Genomic DNA, 14,807 nt, shown 5'->3' on the forward strand with positions numbered 1-14,807 from the left:
CTTTCAGGCGCTGCCCCGCGCAGCGCCTGCGGCACGCCGGGGTGCGTGCTGATGCAGCATGCTCCCTTGCCACATGCAGCAATCAGCAATGGCGGATCAGTTGCTTCAATACCGTCTTGAACGTTTCGATCTGCGCCTCAGTGAACTCAGCGAATACCTTGTCCTGCTGTTCGCGCGCAATCGCCCACAGGTCTTCGGTTTGCTCCACGCCCGCAGCGGTCAGGCGCACGCCGCTGTCGTCGTCGCTCACCAGCCCCTTGCGCTTGAGGTTGGCCACGGCTTCGTCGATTTCGCGCACCGGCATGGCCACCTCGCGTAGCAGGTCGCCGGCGCTCAGCCGGGCGTCGTTCTCCAGCACCATCAGCATGCGCGCCTCGTTGGTGCGCAGGCCGGTGGACAGTTGCCGGGGTTGGTAGGCCGATTGGTAGGCGCGCACCGCCTGGGTCATCAGGTAATACAGGTTGTGGCTCAGGCGCCCCTGGAAATGGCTGCTCGGCGGCTGGCTGTCGTCACGCTTGGTCATGCGCGTGTGGGGTAGGACCATCGAGTAGGCGCCCTGGTGATAGAGCAGCGGCGCACGCCCGAAGTCATCGAACGCCACCACCTTGCCGATCATGATCCAGTGATCGCCGCCGTCCACCTGCTGGTAGTTCTCACAGTGAAACCGCGCCGAACAATCGGCGAACACCGGCGCGCCACCCTCGCCTGGCTGGTACTCGATCTCGGCGAAGCGATCGTCCTTGGGCCGGGCAAAATTGTTCGACAGGTCGATCTGGTCCGCCGCCAGCACGTTGACCGCGAAATGACTGGCCTGCTCGAACACTTCATGGCTGTTGGAGCGTTTGTCGATACTCCATAACACCAACGGTGGGTCGAGCGACACGGAGTTGAAGCTGTTAGCGGTGACGCCCACCTTGCGCCCGCTGGCGTCGGCGGCGGTGACCACGGTCACGCCGGTGGCAAAGTTGCCCAAGGCGCGGCGAAAGGCGCGTGGGTCGAAGGTCGATTCAGACATGCAAGACTCCCGGGCTGCGTCAGGCGCAGCCCTGATTGTTGTTATCAAAGACGGGTTCAGATCATGCTCGGGTCGGGCTCCAGGCCCATCAGCTCGCGGCCGAGGATCTGCGCGCACACGTCGTAGTCGGTGTAGGCATGGGCGCCGGTCATGTGCGAGTCACGGAACAGGCGTTGCATCTCGTTGTGTTCGAACCAGGCATTGCCGCCGGCGGCTTCAAACAGGCGATCCACCGCCTGGATGCACATCTTGGTGGCGTACGCCTGGTTGGTGCGCCAGAACGCCAGGGTTTCGCGGCTGGGGTAGCGCTGCTGCTCACTGTGCTCGGCATGATCGGCCCAGGTCTTTTCAAGAAACGCACGCGCGGCGCCCACTTGATGCGTCGACTCGGCCAGCCGCATCAACGCCGGCGTGGCCGCGCCGACCGCCGCCCCGGTGTAGGCGCGCACGCGGGTCTTGGTCTTTTCGCGGAACACATCGAGCATGCGCTCGGCGACGCCCAGGCTCACGGTGGAAAAGCCGCTGGCAAAATACGGACGGTACGGCGAGTAGAACACCTTGCTGTCGGGGTACAAGCCAAAGCCCGCGGACTTGCCCTCCATCATGTCCTTGGCCTTCTGGATACGGTGCTCCGGCACCCAGGCCTTGTCGATGAGCAGGGTCTTGGTGCCGCTACCTTTCATGCCGGCGGCAAACCAGTCGTCGCGGATCTGATAGTCACTGCGCGGCAGCACGGCGAAGCAATAGTCCTGCGTGCCTTCGGCATTGGGCCGGCGGAAACCGACAATCGCCCACTCGGCATGGTCGCAGCCGCTGCTCCAGCCCATCTCACCGCTGAACAGCACGCCGCCCTCGACCTCTTCGGTACGCCCAAAGGGCGCGATGCTGCTGCTCGCCGTGGCGTTCGGGTCGGTGCCCCAGACTTCCTGTTGCAGGGTGGCCGAGAACAGCGCCAGCTGATGGCTGTGGGTGCACAACAGGCTCATGGCCCAGGCGGTACTGGCACATGCCCCGGCGAGCGCGGCGATGCAGTCGGCAAACTGTGGCAGCGACAACTCCATGCCGCCGAACGCCTTGGGCTGGAACGCACGATGCAGGCCGATGCCCTTGAGCAACGCCATATTCTCGGCGGGCACCTGGCGGTGCTGTTCAGCCTGCGCAGCATTGGCCGCGATGGTCGGCAGGATGGACTTGAGGTCTTCAAGGAGCGGGTTTGGCTTTTTCATGGATGGCCCTGCTTATTATTGGATGTCCGGACAACCACAGGAATCGAGGCGGGGCGCCGGATGCAGGGCCAGTATGGCGGGCGCCCCTGGGGCATAAAATGCACGTTCCACAGCCAAGATTGCACTTTTCATAGGCCTGGCAGCCACAGACATAGCACGCGGCAGGCACAGTCAAGCCTGGCATGAAGCGGTGGCTTAACCTCGGGGTTTTCTTTGTTCACGACCAGGAAAACCCCATGAGCGATATTCCACTGCTGCCTCAGGTCGAAGCGTTTTTGCGTCGACAACACGCGCTGTTTATCGACGGTGGCTACGTACAGAGCCACTGCGGCCAGACGTTGGAGGTGATCAACCCGGCCACCGGCCAAGTCATCGCCCAGGTCGCCGACGCCGACGCGGCCGACATCGACGCAGCCGTGGCCTCCGCGCGCCGTGGTTTCAAACAATGGTCCCAGGTCGCCCCGGCGACACGCGGCACGGTGTTGTTCAAACTGGCCGACCTGCTAGAGCAGCACCGCGAAGAACTGGCGCAGATCGAAACCTGCCAATCGGGCAAGATCATCCAGATTTCCCGCGCCTTCGAAGTCGACCAGGCCGCGCATTTTTTGCGCTACTACGCCGGCTGGGCCAGCAAAATCACCGGGCAGACCATCACTCCCTCACTGCCCTCGTTCGCCGGTGAACGCTACACCGCCTTCACCCTGCGCGAGCCGGTCGGGGTGGTGGTGGGGATCGTGCCGTGGAATTTCTCCACCATGATCGCGCTGTGGAAACTCGCTTCGGCGCTGGTGACCGGTTGCAGCATCATTATCAAGCCCAGTGAGTTCACGCCGCTGACCATCCTGCGCATCGCCGAACTGGCGATGGAGGCCGGGCTGCCGCCGGGTGCGCTCAACGTATTGACCGGTGCTGGCCTGGTGGGCAAAGGGCTGGTCGAACACCCCGGCACCAACAAGGTGTCGTTTACCGGCTCGGTGCCCACCGGCATTGCCGTGGGCCAGAGCGCCATGGGCGCCGGGCTGACCCGCGCCACCCTGGAACTGGGCGGGAAAAACTCGGCGGGGTTCCTGCCCGATGTGGACCTGGAAACGGCGGTCAACGGCATCATCGAGGCGGGCTTTTTGCACTCCGGGCAAATCTGCGCCGCGGCCGAACGCTTCTTTGTGCATCGCTCGCAGATCGACGCGGTCATGGACAAACTGGCGCAGCGCTTGAGCGCGCTGAACATCGGTTCGCCGCTGGATGAGCGCACCGAGTTCGGCCCGGTCGCCAACCGTCAGCATCAACTCAAACTGGGCGCGTTCTTTGACAAGGCACGAGCGCAAAACAACCGCATCGTGCACGGCGGCAGGCTGCTTGACCGGCCGGGTTGCTACGTCGAACCGACGATCATCCTGGCCAATGGGGTCAACGACACCTTGCTCAACGAAGAGACCTTTGGCCCGATCGCTACGTTTTTGCCGTATGACACTGAGGAGGAACTGCTGGCGTTGATGAACAACACGCCCTATGGCTTGAGCGCCAGCCTGTGGACTAATGATTTGGGCAAGGCGCTGCGGATGGTGCCGGCCATTGAAGCGGGTACGGTGTGGGTGAATATGCATACGTTGCTGGACCCGGCGGTGCCGTTTGGGGGCAGCAAGTGCTCGGGGGTGGGCCGGGAGTTTGGCGGCGCGTTTATCGAGGAGTACACCGAGTTGAAGTCGGTGATGATTCGTTACTGACGATAATCCGGCTATACCGGGAACCAAATGTAGGAGGGGGCTTGCTCCCGATAGCGGTGTGTCAGTCAATGGATCTGTCACTGACCCACTGCTATCGGGAGCAAGCCCCCTCCCACATGGATCTCACTAATGGATCCACTAATTAATAGGCTGTTCGATAATCGCCCATTAAACCCCCTTTCACAGCTTGACTACCCCCTACCCCTCCAATCTAATGGATCCAACAAATAAAAATAATCCATTGCCTGGAGAGTCACCATGTACCCCAAGAACACGTGGTATGTCGCCTGCACCCCCGATGAAATCGCGCACAAGCCGCTGGGCAGGCAGATCTGCGGTGAAAAAATGGTGTTTTATCGTGGCCTGGAAGGCGCGGTGGTGGCGGTCGAGGACTTCTGCCCCCATCGTGGCGCGCCGTTGTCGTTGGGCTATGTCGAGAACGGCAACCTGGTGTGCGGCTATCACGGCCTGGTGATGGGCTGCGATGGCAAGACGGTTGAGATGCCTGGCCAGCGGGTACGCGGTTTTCCCTGCAACAAGACCTTCGCGGCGGTTGAGCGCTACGGCTTTATCTGGGTATGGCCGGGTGATCAGGCCCAGGCCGACCCTGCGCTGATTCATCACTTGGAATGGGCCGTGAGTGACGAGTGGGCGTATGGCGGCGGGCTGTTCGATATCCAGTGCGATTACCGCCTGATGATCGACAACCTGATGGACCTGACCCACGAAACCTACGTGCATGCCTCCAGCATCGGCCAGAAGGAAATCGACGAGGCGCCGCCCGTGACCACGGTGGAAGGCGACGAAGTGGTCACCGCCCGGCATATGGAAAACATCATGGCGCCGCCGTTCTGGCGAATGGCCCTGCGCGGCAATAACCTGGCCGATGACGTGCCGGTGGATCGCTGGCAGATCTGTCGCTTTACCCCGCCCAGCCATGTGCTGATCGAAGTCGGCGTGGCCCATGCCGGCAAGGGCGGTTACCACGCCGCGCCCGAACACAAGGCGGCGAGCATTGTGGTGGATTTCATCACCCCGCAGACCGACACGTCGATCTGGTACTTCTGGGGCATGGCGCGCAATTTCAACCCTCGTGATGAAGCACTCACCGCCAGCATTCGCGAAGGCCAGGGCAAGATTTTCAGCGAAGACCTGGAGATGCTCGAACGCCAGCAACAGAACCTGCTCGCTCACCCGACGCGCAACCTGCTCAAGCTGAATATCGACGCTGGTGGCGTGCAGTCGCGCAAGGTCCTGGAGCGCCTGATCGCGCGCGAACGCGCCGGAGCGCCATCATGATCGAGGTGGTGGTGACGTCGCGGCGCGTCGAGGCGCTGGACATTTGCAGCTATGAACTGGCCCGTGTCGATGGCGCACCCTTGCCGCCGTTCAGTGCCGGGGCGCATATCGATGTGCACCTGCCCGATGGGCTGACCCGTCAGTATTCCCTGTGCAATCACCCTGAGGAACGCCATCGCTACCTGATCGGCGTGCTCAATGACCCTGCCTCGCGGGGCGGCTCGCGCAGCCTGCACGAACAGGTGCATGAAGGCGCCCGCCTGACCATCAGCGAACCGCGCAACCTGTTCCCGTTGGTCCATGAAGCCCGGCGCAGCCTGTTGTTCGCCGGTGGCATCGGCATCACGCCGATATTGTGCATGGCCGAACGCCTGGCCCAGGGCGGGGCCGACTTCCAATTGCATTACTGCGCCCGCGCCAGTGAACGCGCGGCGTTTGTGCAGCGCCTCAAGGATTCGTCGTTTGCCGAGCGGGTATTCCTGCATTTCGATGAGCAACCCGACACGGCGCTCAATACCGCCCAGGTACTGGCGGCACCGGCGGACGACGTGCACCTGTATGTCTGCGGCCCCGGCGGCTTCATGCAGCATGTGCTCGACAGCGCCCGCGCCCAGGGCTGGCAGGAGGACTGCCTGCACCGCGAATACTTCTCGGCGGCGCCGTTGGACAACAGCCTGGACGGCAGCTTTTCGGTACGGATCGCCAGCAGCGGCCAAGTCTATGAGGTACCGGCCGACAAGAGCGTGGTCCAGGTGTTGGAACACCACGGCATCGAGATTGCCGTGTCCTGCGAACAAGGCATCTGCGGCACCTGCCTGACCCGCGTGCTGGAAGGCATACCGGAACACCGCGACCTGTTTCTCACCGAGCAGGAACAAGCCCTGAATGACCAGTTCACGCCGTGCTGCTCACGCGCAAAAACCGCGCTGCTGGTGCTCGATATCTGAACCGCGTCACGACGCGGGCAAGATCACCTTCATGCGTGCATCGGCGGTGGCGCTGCTGAAGATCTCGGCGTAGCGCAAGGTTGCATTGGCGTGTTCGCGCATGATGGCTTCGGCCCGGGCGCCCTGGCGATTGACCAGGGCGTCGAACACCGAATGGTGTTGCATGTGGGCATAGTTGAAGCGCCGGTATTCGCGGGCCATGTCCTCACGGTCCACCGCCAGCGCCGTCACCGAGGCGAACGGCAGGTGATCGTTGCGCGCCAGCGCATCGGCAATCGCCGGGTTGTGGCTGCCTTCGACGATGACCTGGTGAAAACGCATGTTCAGGTCGTGGTAGACCTCCAGGTCGTCCTCGGTGACGTAGCCCTTGTCGAACAGTTGATCGCCTTCGACCAGGCAACGCTCAAGCACCCTGCGCGCCTCGTCGGACAAGCCCCGCTCAGCGGTCTGGCGCGCCGCCAGGCCTTCAAGCACACCGCGCACTTCGACCGCCCCGGCAATATCGTCGGGGCTGACCGAACGCACCTGATACCCGCGCCCGCCAAACGGCACCAGCAACCCTTCCTGCTCCAGGGTACGGAACGCCATGCGTACCGGCATGCGCGACACACCAAAGCGTTGCGCCGTGGGGATCTCCATCAAGCGCTCGCCTGCCGCCAACTCGCCGCTGGCAATCATCTTGCGCAGCGCAACCAGCACCAATTGACCGGGCTTACTCATCCAGGCAACTTCCAGAAAACGTGGGCCGCCATAGTACCGCAAGCCTGCGGTGCCGTCAGACGAACGCCAGAGCCAGAACAGACGGAGGTCTACCTGATGTATGGAGATCAAAATGTGGCAGGGGCTTGCCCCCGATGGCAGTCTGTCAGCCGACCACTGAGTGATTGATGCACCGCTATCGGGAGCAAGCCCCCTCTCACATTTAGATCGCGCGATGTCAGTCAGGTAGTTGCCGGCTCCCGAGCCGTCACGGGTGCCAGGCCGGGTTTTCGATCAACAACGCCATCCCCTGCCCGCCCCCCACGCACGCAGCCGCAATCCCATAACGCAAATGGTGCCGACGCAGTTGCCGAGCCAGGCTCATGACCAGCCGCAGCCCGGTGGCGGCCAACGGATGCCCGAGCGCAAGGGAGCCGCCCTCGACGTTAAGCCGTGTGCTGTCCAGTTCCAGCGCCTGGGCCACCGCCAGCACCTGCGCGGCCTGGGCCTCGTTGATCTCGAAGCGGCCGATATCGCCCTGGCTCAGCCCGCTGCGTTGCAACAGCAGGCGAATCGCCGGGGCCGGGCCGATGCCCATGAACTCCGGGGCCACCCCCACCACCGCACTGGCCACCAGCCGGGCCAGCGCCGGGCGCGTGCTGTCGCAGGCTCGCCCTACCAGCGCCGCCGCCGCGCCGTCGACCACCGCACAACTGTTGCCGGCGGTTTGCACACCGTCGGCATGAATCGCGCGCAAACGCGCCAGGGCGCCCAGGTCGGTAGGCCGTGGGTGGCTGTCCACGCTGACCGTACCGGCTTGGCGCGCCAGGCTGATCCCCCTCGGCTGGTACCCCTCAAGTTCGAATACCTGGCTCTCCACCGCCACGATCTCTTCCACCCAGGCCCCATCACGTTGCGCCTGCAATGCGCGCTGGTGACTGTCCCAGGCATACCGATCCACCGCCTCGCGGCTCAAGCCGTATCGGCGCGCCAGGTTGTCGGCGGTGGCGATCATGTCCACCGCCGGGGCCGGGTCGTACAGCGCCTCCCAGAGGAAATCCTTGAATTGCACCTCGCCCCCCAGGCGAAACCCGCCCCGGTGGGTGTAGGCGGCAATCGGGTTGCGCGACATCGACTCAGCCGCCACGCACAACGCCAGTTGCGTCCCATCGCGCAGTTGCCCGGCGGCCTGGCGCAACAGCTCGAAACCGGTGGCGCAGATGCGCTGCACCCCCAGCGCCGGGACCGCTTGCGCCACACCGCTGTACAACCCGATATGCCGTGGCAGCAAGTAGGCATCGAAACTGGCCTGGGCCATGGAGCCGGCCAGTACGCTGTCCACCGCCTGCGCTTCGATGCCGGCGCGGGCCAGCACCTCGCGGCCGACCTTGATGCCCAGGTCGATCGGCGACACTTGCGACAGCGCCCCGCCAAGGTCGACCCAGGGCGTGCGCACCGCGTCGAAAATCGCTACATCGGCAAACGCCGCGTACTGCCCGGCGCCGCTCACGCCTTGGGCTCGGCGCGCAGGATCGTCGGGTCTTCACCGCGATACAACGCCTCGACCTTGGCCGCGCGCCATTGCAGCACTGCGCGCTGGTTGATCGAGCCTTTGTCGGTGATTTCGCCACGGTCGATGGACGCCGGTTCGTCGAGCACGGCAATCCACTCCAGGCGGCTGGCATTGCCGGTGGCTTCGCGGTTGAGGCGCTGCAACCAGTCGCCGAACCACTGGCGCACCGGCGCGCTGGCCAGTACCTCGGCGTCACTGGCATCAACGCTCAAGCCCGCCAGGCGACGGCATTCGTAGGGCCTGGGAAAAACCAGGGCCCCCAGGCATTCACGGTCCGGCGCGGCGATCACCAGGTCCTGCACGTACGGCGAGCCTTCGAGCACCGCGCGATTGCGCAACGGGCCGACGCTGACAAACACCCCGGAAGACAGCTTGAAGTCCTCGGCCATGCGCCCGTCGAACATCAGCCCCAGTTGCGGCCGCTCAGGGTCGGCGAGCTTGATCGCATCGCCCGAACAGTAAAAACCCTGCTCATCGAATACTTCGGCGGTTTGCTCGGGCGCCCGCCAGTAGCCCGGCATGATGTGCGGCCCGCGAAAGCGCCCTTCGAACTTACCGTCCAGCGGCACCAGGCGCACCTCGCACCCCGGTGCCGGCAAACCGATGTAACCGGCCATCGACAATGGCCCGGTGGTGAAGGTGCAGGACGGCGCGGCTTCGGTCATGCCCAGCCCTGCCATCATGCGGATGCGCTCGCCACAGTGCTGCTCGGCCACTCGGTCGAGGCGGTCCCAGACCCGTTGCGAGAGACCGGCGGCCGCAAAAAAGAACAGCTTCATTCGCGCAAAAAAGCGCTCGCGCAACTCGGCGTCCTGTTCCAGGGCCGTGACCAGCTCTTCCCAGCCCTTGGGCACGGTCAGGTAGGCGGTGGGCGAAATCTCCTTGAGATTGCGCAGGGTCTCGGCAATGCCCTGGGCGGTGGGTTTGCCATTGTCCAGGTAAAACGTGCCGCCGTTGTAGAGCACGATGCCGACGTTGTGGCTGCCGCCAAAGGTGTGATTCCACGGCAGCCAGTCCACCAGCACCGGCGGTTCCTCGCCAAACACCGGAAACGTCTGCAACAGCATCTGCTGGTTGGCACAGAGCATGCGTTGGGTGGTGACCACCGCCTTGGGCAACTTGGTCGAGCCGGAGGTGAAGAGAAATTTGGCGATGCTGTCCGGCCCGGTGGCGTCAAACGCCGCCTCGGCCTCGGCGCCACCCGGCGTTTGCAGCAGGCTCGCAAAGCTTGCCTGGCTGCGCCCCGACACTTGGCCGCGCACGCAGATCAGCGGGGTGTCGGCCGGCAACACGGCGTCGATCGCGCGCTGGTATGCCAGCGCATCACTGACGAACACCAGCCCCGGCTGCAGCAGGTCGCACACATGCCGCAGCTTGGCGAAATCCTGGGACAACAATGAGTACGCGGGCGACACCGGGCAATAGGGAATACCGGCATACATGGCGCCGAGCGCGAGCTGCAGATGCTCGATATCGTTGCCCGACAGCAGCGCCAACGGCTTGTGCGCCGACAGCCCATAACCGAGTAAACCCTGGGCAATGGCGCGCACGCTGTCGAGCATTTCCCGGTAGCTGACGCGGCGCCACGCGCCGTCGGCCTGGCGTGCGGCGATAAAGGTTTGCTCGGGCCGCACCTGCGCCCAATGCACCAGCCGGTCGAGTAAGCGCGGCGGCAACTCGGCCAGGGGTTCCAGGGAACGCATATGCAGCACGCCCTGTTCTTCAGTGACCTCGACCGGCGCATGGCCGATGGACACCGCGCGGTATCGCGGCGGGTGCTGCTCGGGCTGGGGTTGCGCTCTGAATTCGGAACTCACAAGGATGTCCTCCGTCAAGGCGGGCCAACGCCGCCTTGTTATTGTTAGGTCGCGATGCCTGCTCAGATCGGATAGTGCCGTGGCCCGTTCTGCAAGGTCACCCAGCGCAGTTGCGTAAAGTGTTCAATCGCAGCCTTGCCGCCGAAACTGCCGTAGCCGCTGGACTTGACCCCGCCGAAGGGCATCTGCGCTTCGTCATGCACGGTCGGGCCGTTGATGTGGCAAATGCCCGACTCCACCCGTTGCGCCAGCGCCAGGGCACGCCCGGTGTCGCGGCTGAAGATCGCCGCCGACAGGCCAAATTCGGAGTCATTGGCCAGGCGCAGCAGCGCTTCATCACCCTCACCACGCAGCAGCACCGCCACCGGGCCGAAGGACTCTTCGCGGTACAGGCGCATGTGTTCGGTGACGCCATCGATCAGCGTCGGTTGCAGAATGCTGCCGTCCAGTTGCCCACCCGTCACCAAGCGTGCGCCTTTGCTCAGCGCGTCGTCGATCAGCGCCTTGATGCGCGTTCCGGCGCTGGCATCCACCAGGGAACCCAGCACAGAATCCGGCGCAGCGGGATCGCCCGCGTGCAGGGTCGCGACCTTGGCCGCCAGCTTGGCGACAAACGCATCAGCGACCTTGGCGTCGACAATCAGGCGTTCGGTGGACATGCAGATCTGCCCCTGATTGAAATAGGCGCCAAAGGCCGCCGCCGCTACCGCCGCATCCAGGTCAGCGTCGTCGAGCACCAGCAACGGCGCTTTACCGCCCAGTTCCAGCAACGCCGGCTTGAGGTGACGTGCCGCTAGCTCGCCGACAATCCGTCCGACATGGGTGGAGCCGGTGAAGTTGACCCGCCGCACCGCCGGGTTGGCGATCAGCCGTTCGACGATGGCGGCGGCATCCGCCGGGGCATTGCTGATCACATTGACCACGCCATCGCCAAGGCCGGCGTCTTGCAACACCTGGCCGATCAGACGGTGCACCGCCGGGCTCAACTCCGACGCCTTGAGCACCACGGTGTTGCCGCAGGCCAGCGGCATGGCGATGGCGCGGGTGGCGAGGATGACCGGGGCATTCCACGGCGCGATGCCCAGCACCACGCCGCACGGCTGACGCAAGGCCATGGCGAAACTGCCGGGCACATCGGAGGGGATCACGTCGCCCGTGATCTGGGTGGTCATCGACGCGGCTTCGCGCAGGATGTTGGCCGCCAGGCGCACGTTAAAGCCATACCAGTTGGCCATGGCGCCGGTCTCGCCGGCAGCGGCGATAAATTCGGCGCTGCGCGCCTGCAAGTGTTCGGCGGCAATGAGCAAACGCGTGCGGCGCTCGTTGGGCGCCAGCGCCGCCCATGTGGGGAACGCGGCCTGGGCAGCGGCCACGGCGGCGTCGGCGTCGTCCAGGGTGGCGGCGGCCACCCGCGAGACCACGTCACCGGTCACCGGGTTGCGACGCTCAAAGGTTCGACCGTCGCGGGCAGGGCACGACTGGCCGCCAATCAGTAGGGGCACGTCCAGCATGGTGATTCCTCTTTATTATCTTTATCGGGAATACGTTCAGCTTCGGTCACAGCAGCGCGGCCCGAGGGCCGCGTGTCTCAGCGTTTATACGCCTGCAGGCCAGGCTTGATGCTCTTGTCGTCGAGGAACTGCTTCATACCCTGCTCGCGACCGCCCTCGGTGTCGAGCAAGCGCGACTGATCGAGCTTGGCGTAGAGGTAATCCTCGTTCTGCTCCCAGGTCAGTTCGCGGCAACGTTTGAAGCCATGTTTGGCCGCACGCAGCACCACCGGGTTTTTCTCCAGCAGGTTACGCGCCAGCTCAATGGTGACTTCGCGCAGCTGGGCCAGCGGTACGCTCTCGTTGACCAGGCCCATTTCGGCGGCTTTGCGCCCGTCGAAGGTCTTGCCGGTCATGATGTAGTACAGCGACTGGCGATGGCCCACGGTGTCGGCCATGGCCTTGCTTACCAGGTTGCCCGGCGGGATGCCCCAGTTGATTTCCGAGAGGCCGAAGGTGGCTTCGTCGGCGCAGATCGCCAGGTCGCATGCCACCAGCGGGCTGAAGCCGCCACCGAAGCACCAGCCATTGACCATGGCGATGGTCGGCTTGGCGTACATGCGCAGCAACTTCCATTGCCATTGCGAGGCTTCGCGGCGGATTTTTTCCTGGAGGATTTCCGGGCCGGCGTCCACTTCGCGAAAGTATTCCTTGAGGTCCATGCCCGCGGTCCAGGCTTCACCGGCGCCGGTCAGCACCAGAACACCGGCGGCCGGGTCCTGCTCGAGGGTCTCCAGCACGTCGATCATTTCCCGGTTGAGGGTCGGGCTCATGGCGTTGCGTTTTTCCGGACGATTGAGAATGACCCAGGCAATGCCTTCCTCGATCTCGACTTTGACGGTGGTCCAACGGCCTTCGTAATTGCTCATGGCGGTACGCTCTTGTTCTGGTGTGAAGATGATTCGAAATTAAACCGCAAATATAGTTATGTCAATTAACTATTAATCCAGATAACCACTATTTTTCGCGCCGGCACCCAGGTTTTTTTCGGGCGGCGTAAAAAGCCGGCATAGCCATTGCTCGCCAACCCCGGCAAACTAGATAGCCTTCTTAACCGCCACCTTCTGAGGACTGCACTGCCCATGGCCAAGCCTTCCAACATCGCCGCCAGCCAGGCCCTACCCGACCACGACGAGGGGCGGCCGCCGCTGGATTCAGCCCTGGACGATCTGATCGGTTATGCCATGCGCCGCGCCCAGCTCAAGCTGTTCCAGAACCTGATCAGCCGGCTGGCGGACCACGACCTGCGCCCCGCGCAGTTCTCGGCCCTGGCGATCATCGAGCAAAACCCAGGGCTGATGCAGGCCGACCTGGCGCGCGCCCTGGCCATCGAGCCGCCCCAGGTGGTGCCGTTGCTGAACAAACTGGAAAGCCGCGCCCTCGCCGTGCGCGTGCGTTGCAAACCGGACAAGCGCTCCTACGGGATCTTCCTCAGCAAACCCGGTGAAGCGCTGCTCAAGCAACTCAAGGACATCGCCACGCAAAGCGACCTGGACGCCACCGCAGCCCTGGACGTCGAGGAACGTGCAGAGCTGCTGCGCTTGCTCAAGAAGGTCTACCAGGACGGATGACCTACCACAGCGCCACGGTGTAGAGCACCAGGAAGCGGGTCTGGTTTTCATCGCGAAACGCCGCGCCACCAGGGAAGTCGTTACGGTAGATCGACTTGCGCGCCATCAGCCCGAGGTTTTTCAGCGGGCCACTCTGGATCACGTAGCCCAGTTCCATCTGGAACTCGCGCTCCTTGCGCTCCTCGGCATTGAAGGCTGCCAGCTCAATGTTGTCACCCCGCACATAGCGCAGCCGGGTCTTCAGGCCCGGCACGCCCGACGCGGCGAAATCATAGTCATAGATGGCCTGCCAGGTGCGCTCCTTGGCGTTGAGAAAGTCCGAACTCATGGTCAGTTCGCTCATGCCCATCAATTCGGTGCCGGAGATATAGGGCGTGGCCGTCTCCCCACTGGAACGCATGTAGCCCAGGCTGACCCGGTGGCCGCCCAGGCGGTAGCCGAACAGCGCCGAGAGGTTGCGGTTGTCGACCTTGCCGGCCTTGGCGCTGCCGTCCTCGCGGCTGAAGAAACTGCGCAGGTCGCTGGTGAACACGCCATCGCCCACCGGCAGGTTGTGCAGCAACGCCAGGGTGTCCTGCTGGTACAGGTCCGCCACTTCGGCGTGGTACGCGCGCAGGCTGAGGTCCTTGTTGACCTGGTAATCGCCGCCCACATACGCCAGGTGCGAGGTGGTGGCCGTGGCATTGAAACGCCGGTTGGGCGAGGCAATGGTCATGGCCTGGTAGTCGGTGGAGTCGCGCTTGTTGATGCGGTCGATGTAACCGGTGTTAAGCGTCAGGCCGTCGATGTCCTTGGAGCTCAAGGTGGTGCCGCGAAAGGTTTGCGGCAGCAGGCGCGACGGGCTGGCAAACGCGAACGGCAGGAAGATCGACACGTCGCCGGCCTTCACCGTGGTTTGCGCAAACCGCAGTTTGGCCGTCGGCGCCAGGCGCGAATATTCATCGGCGGCACGCTTGTCGCCGGCCGACACCGGCAATAATTCGGTGCCGCTGCGGTCCGGCGACGAGTCCAGCTTGACCCCCATCAACCCACGCACATCCAGGCCAAAGCCCAGCGGGCCAGGGGTATACCCCGATTCCAGGTTGAGGATGAACGCCTGCGCCCATTCCCGCGCGGCGGTCTTGGCGCCGTCGTCCTTGTAGTCACGGTCCAGGTAGTAATTGCGCAGCGTGAGGGTGCCATGGCTGTCGTCGATAAAGCCCGCCGCCCAGGACGGCGCTGGCAGGGCACTCAACATCAGCAACGCGCTGATCAGGCGTGGAGCGCTGTGAGGCACACAGCAGGCGGCCGCAACGGCGCCGGTGGGAAGTTTCGGCATGTTCGATGTCCATTTTTTGTTGTTGTTTTCGGGGCAGCACGCGCTTGGTCCAAGCGGCTTCGCGAATA

At 64.0% G+C, this 14,807-nt stretch carries 12 protein-coding genes; 4 read left to right on the plus strand and 8 right to left on the minus strand.

Annotation, left to right across the window (positions count from 1 at the left end):
* Positions 1-82 precede the first annotated feature (82 nt).
* Complete coding sequence (locus AB4N98_RS02355) at positions 83-1,015, minus strand: p-hydroxyphenylacetate 3-hydroxylase reductase component (RefSeq protein WP_017528284.1); 933 nt, start codon at positions 1,013-1,015, stop codon at positions 83-85.
* A 56-nt stretch (positions 1,016-1,071) separates the two neighbouring features.
* The gene (locus AB4N98_RS02360) at positions 1,072-2,241 is read right to left on the minus strand and encodes a p-hydroxyphenylacetate 3-hydroxylase oxygenase component (RefSeq protein WP_065877792.1); all 1,170 of its coding nucleotides are present in this window, start codon (positions 2,239-2,241) and stop codon (positions 1,072-1,074) included.
* Positions 2,242-2,477: 236 nt separating this feature from the next.
* Here AB4N98_RS02360 and AB4N98_RS02365 point away from each other — a divergent pair, with 236 nt between their 5' ends.
* The 3 genes from AB4N98_RS02365 to AB4N98_RS02375 all read left to right on the plus strand — a co-directional run bounded on the left by AB4N98_RS02365 (position 2,478) and on the right by AB4N98_RS02375 (position 6,211).
* Positions 2,478-3,965, plus strand: a complete 1,488-nt coding sequence (locus AB4N98_RS02365) for an aldehyde dehydrogenase family protein (RefSeq protein WP_065877790.1) — start codon at positions 2,478-2,480, stop codon at positions 3,963-3,965.
* A gap of 258 nt (positions 3,966-4,223) precedes the next feature.
* Positions 4,224-5,264 carry an aromatic ring-hydroxylating oxygenase subunit alpha gene (locus tag AB4N98_RS02370; RefSeq protein WP_017528281.1) on the plus strand — a complete coding sequence of 347 codons (1,041 nt, stop codon included), beginning with the start codon at positions 4,224-4,226 and terminating at the stop codon, positions 5,262-5,264.
* Positions 5,261-6,211: a PDR/VanB family oxidoreductase gene (locus AB4N98_RS02375; RefSeq protein WP_460149203.1), complete on the plus strand. Its 951-nt coding sequence runs from the start codon at positions 5,261-5,263 to the stop codon at positions 6,209-6,211. Before AB4N98_RS02370 ends, AB4N98_RS02375 begins: the two co-directional genes overlap by 4 nt.
* A 6-nt stretch (positions 6,212-6,217) precedes the next feature.
* On the opposite strand, the gene AB4N98_RS02380 is transcribed toward AB4N98_RS02375, so the two are convergent.
* The 5 genes from AB4N98_RS02380 to AB4N98_RS02400 form a co-directional block, all read right to left on the minus strand.
* On the minus strand, positions 6,218-6,931 hold the full coding sequence (locus AB4N98_RS02380; protein WP_017528279.1) for a GntR family transcriptional regulator: 714 nt from the start codon (positions 6,929-6,931) through the stop codon (positions 6,218-6,220).
* A 247-nt stretch (positions 6,932-7,178) separates the two neighbouring features.
* Entirely contained in the window at positions 7,179-8,420 is a 1,242-nt protein-coding gene (locus AB4N98_RS02385; RefSeq protein WP_460149204.1) for a thiolase family protein, read from the minus strand.
* Entirely contained in the window at positions 8,417-10,300 is a 1,884-nt protein-coding gene (locus tag AB4N98_RS02390) for a feruloyl-CoA synthase (RefSeq protein WP_065878557.1), read from the minus strand. The genes AB4N98_RS02385 and AB4N98_RS02390 overlap by 4 nt, the downstream gene beginning before the upstream one ends.
* Positions 10,301-10,362: 62 nt before the next feature.
* Positions 10,363-11,811 carry an aldehyde dehydrogenase gene (locus tag AB4N98_RS02395; protein ID WP_065878558.1) on the minus strand — a complete coding sequence of 483 codons (1,449 nt, stop codon included), beginning with the start codon at positions 11,809-11,811 and terminating at the stop codon, positions 10,363-10,365.
* A gap of 77 nt (positions 11,812-11,888) precedes the next feature.
* Positions 11,889-12,719, minus strand: a complete 831-nt coding sequence (locus tag AB4N98_RS02400) for a p-hydroxycinnamoyl CoA hydratase/lyase (protein WP_017528275.1) — start codon at positions 12,717-12,719, stop codon at positions 11,889-11,891.
* Positions 12,720-12,932: 213 nt separating this feature from the next.
* Between AB4N98_RS02400 and AB4N98_RS02405 the strand changes: the two genes are divergently transcribed.
* Positions 12,933-13,421 (plus strand): MarR family winged helix-turn-helix transcriptional regulator, encoded by a 489-nt coding sequence (locus AB4N98_RS02405; protein WP_068932200.1) that lies wholly within the window; start codon positions 12,933-12,935, stop codon positions 13,419-13,421.
* Between the two features lies 1 nt (position 13,422).
* Here AB4N98_RS02405 and AB4N98_RS02410 read toward each other — a convergent pair whose 3' ends face one another.
* Positions 13,423-14,739: an OprD family porin gene (locus AB4N98_RS02410; RefSeq protein ID WP_065878560.1), complete on the minus strand. Its 1,317-nt coding sequence runs from the start codon at positions 14,737-14,739 to the stop codon at positions 13,423-13,425.
* Positions 14,740-14,807 lie beyond the last annotated feature (68 nt).

It is taken from the genome of Pseudomonas sp. S3_E10 (genome assembly GCF_054667615.1).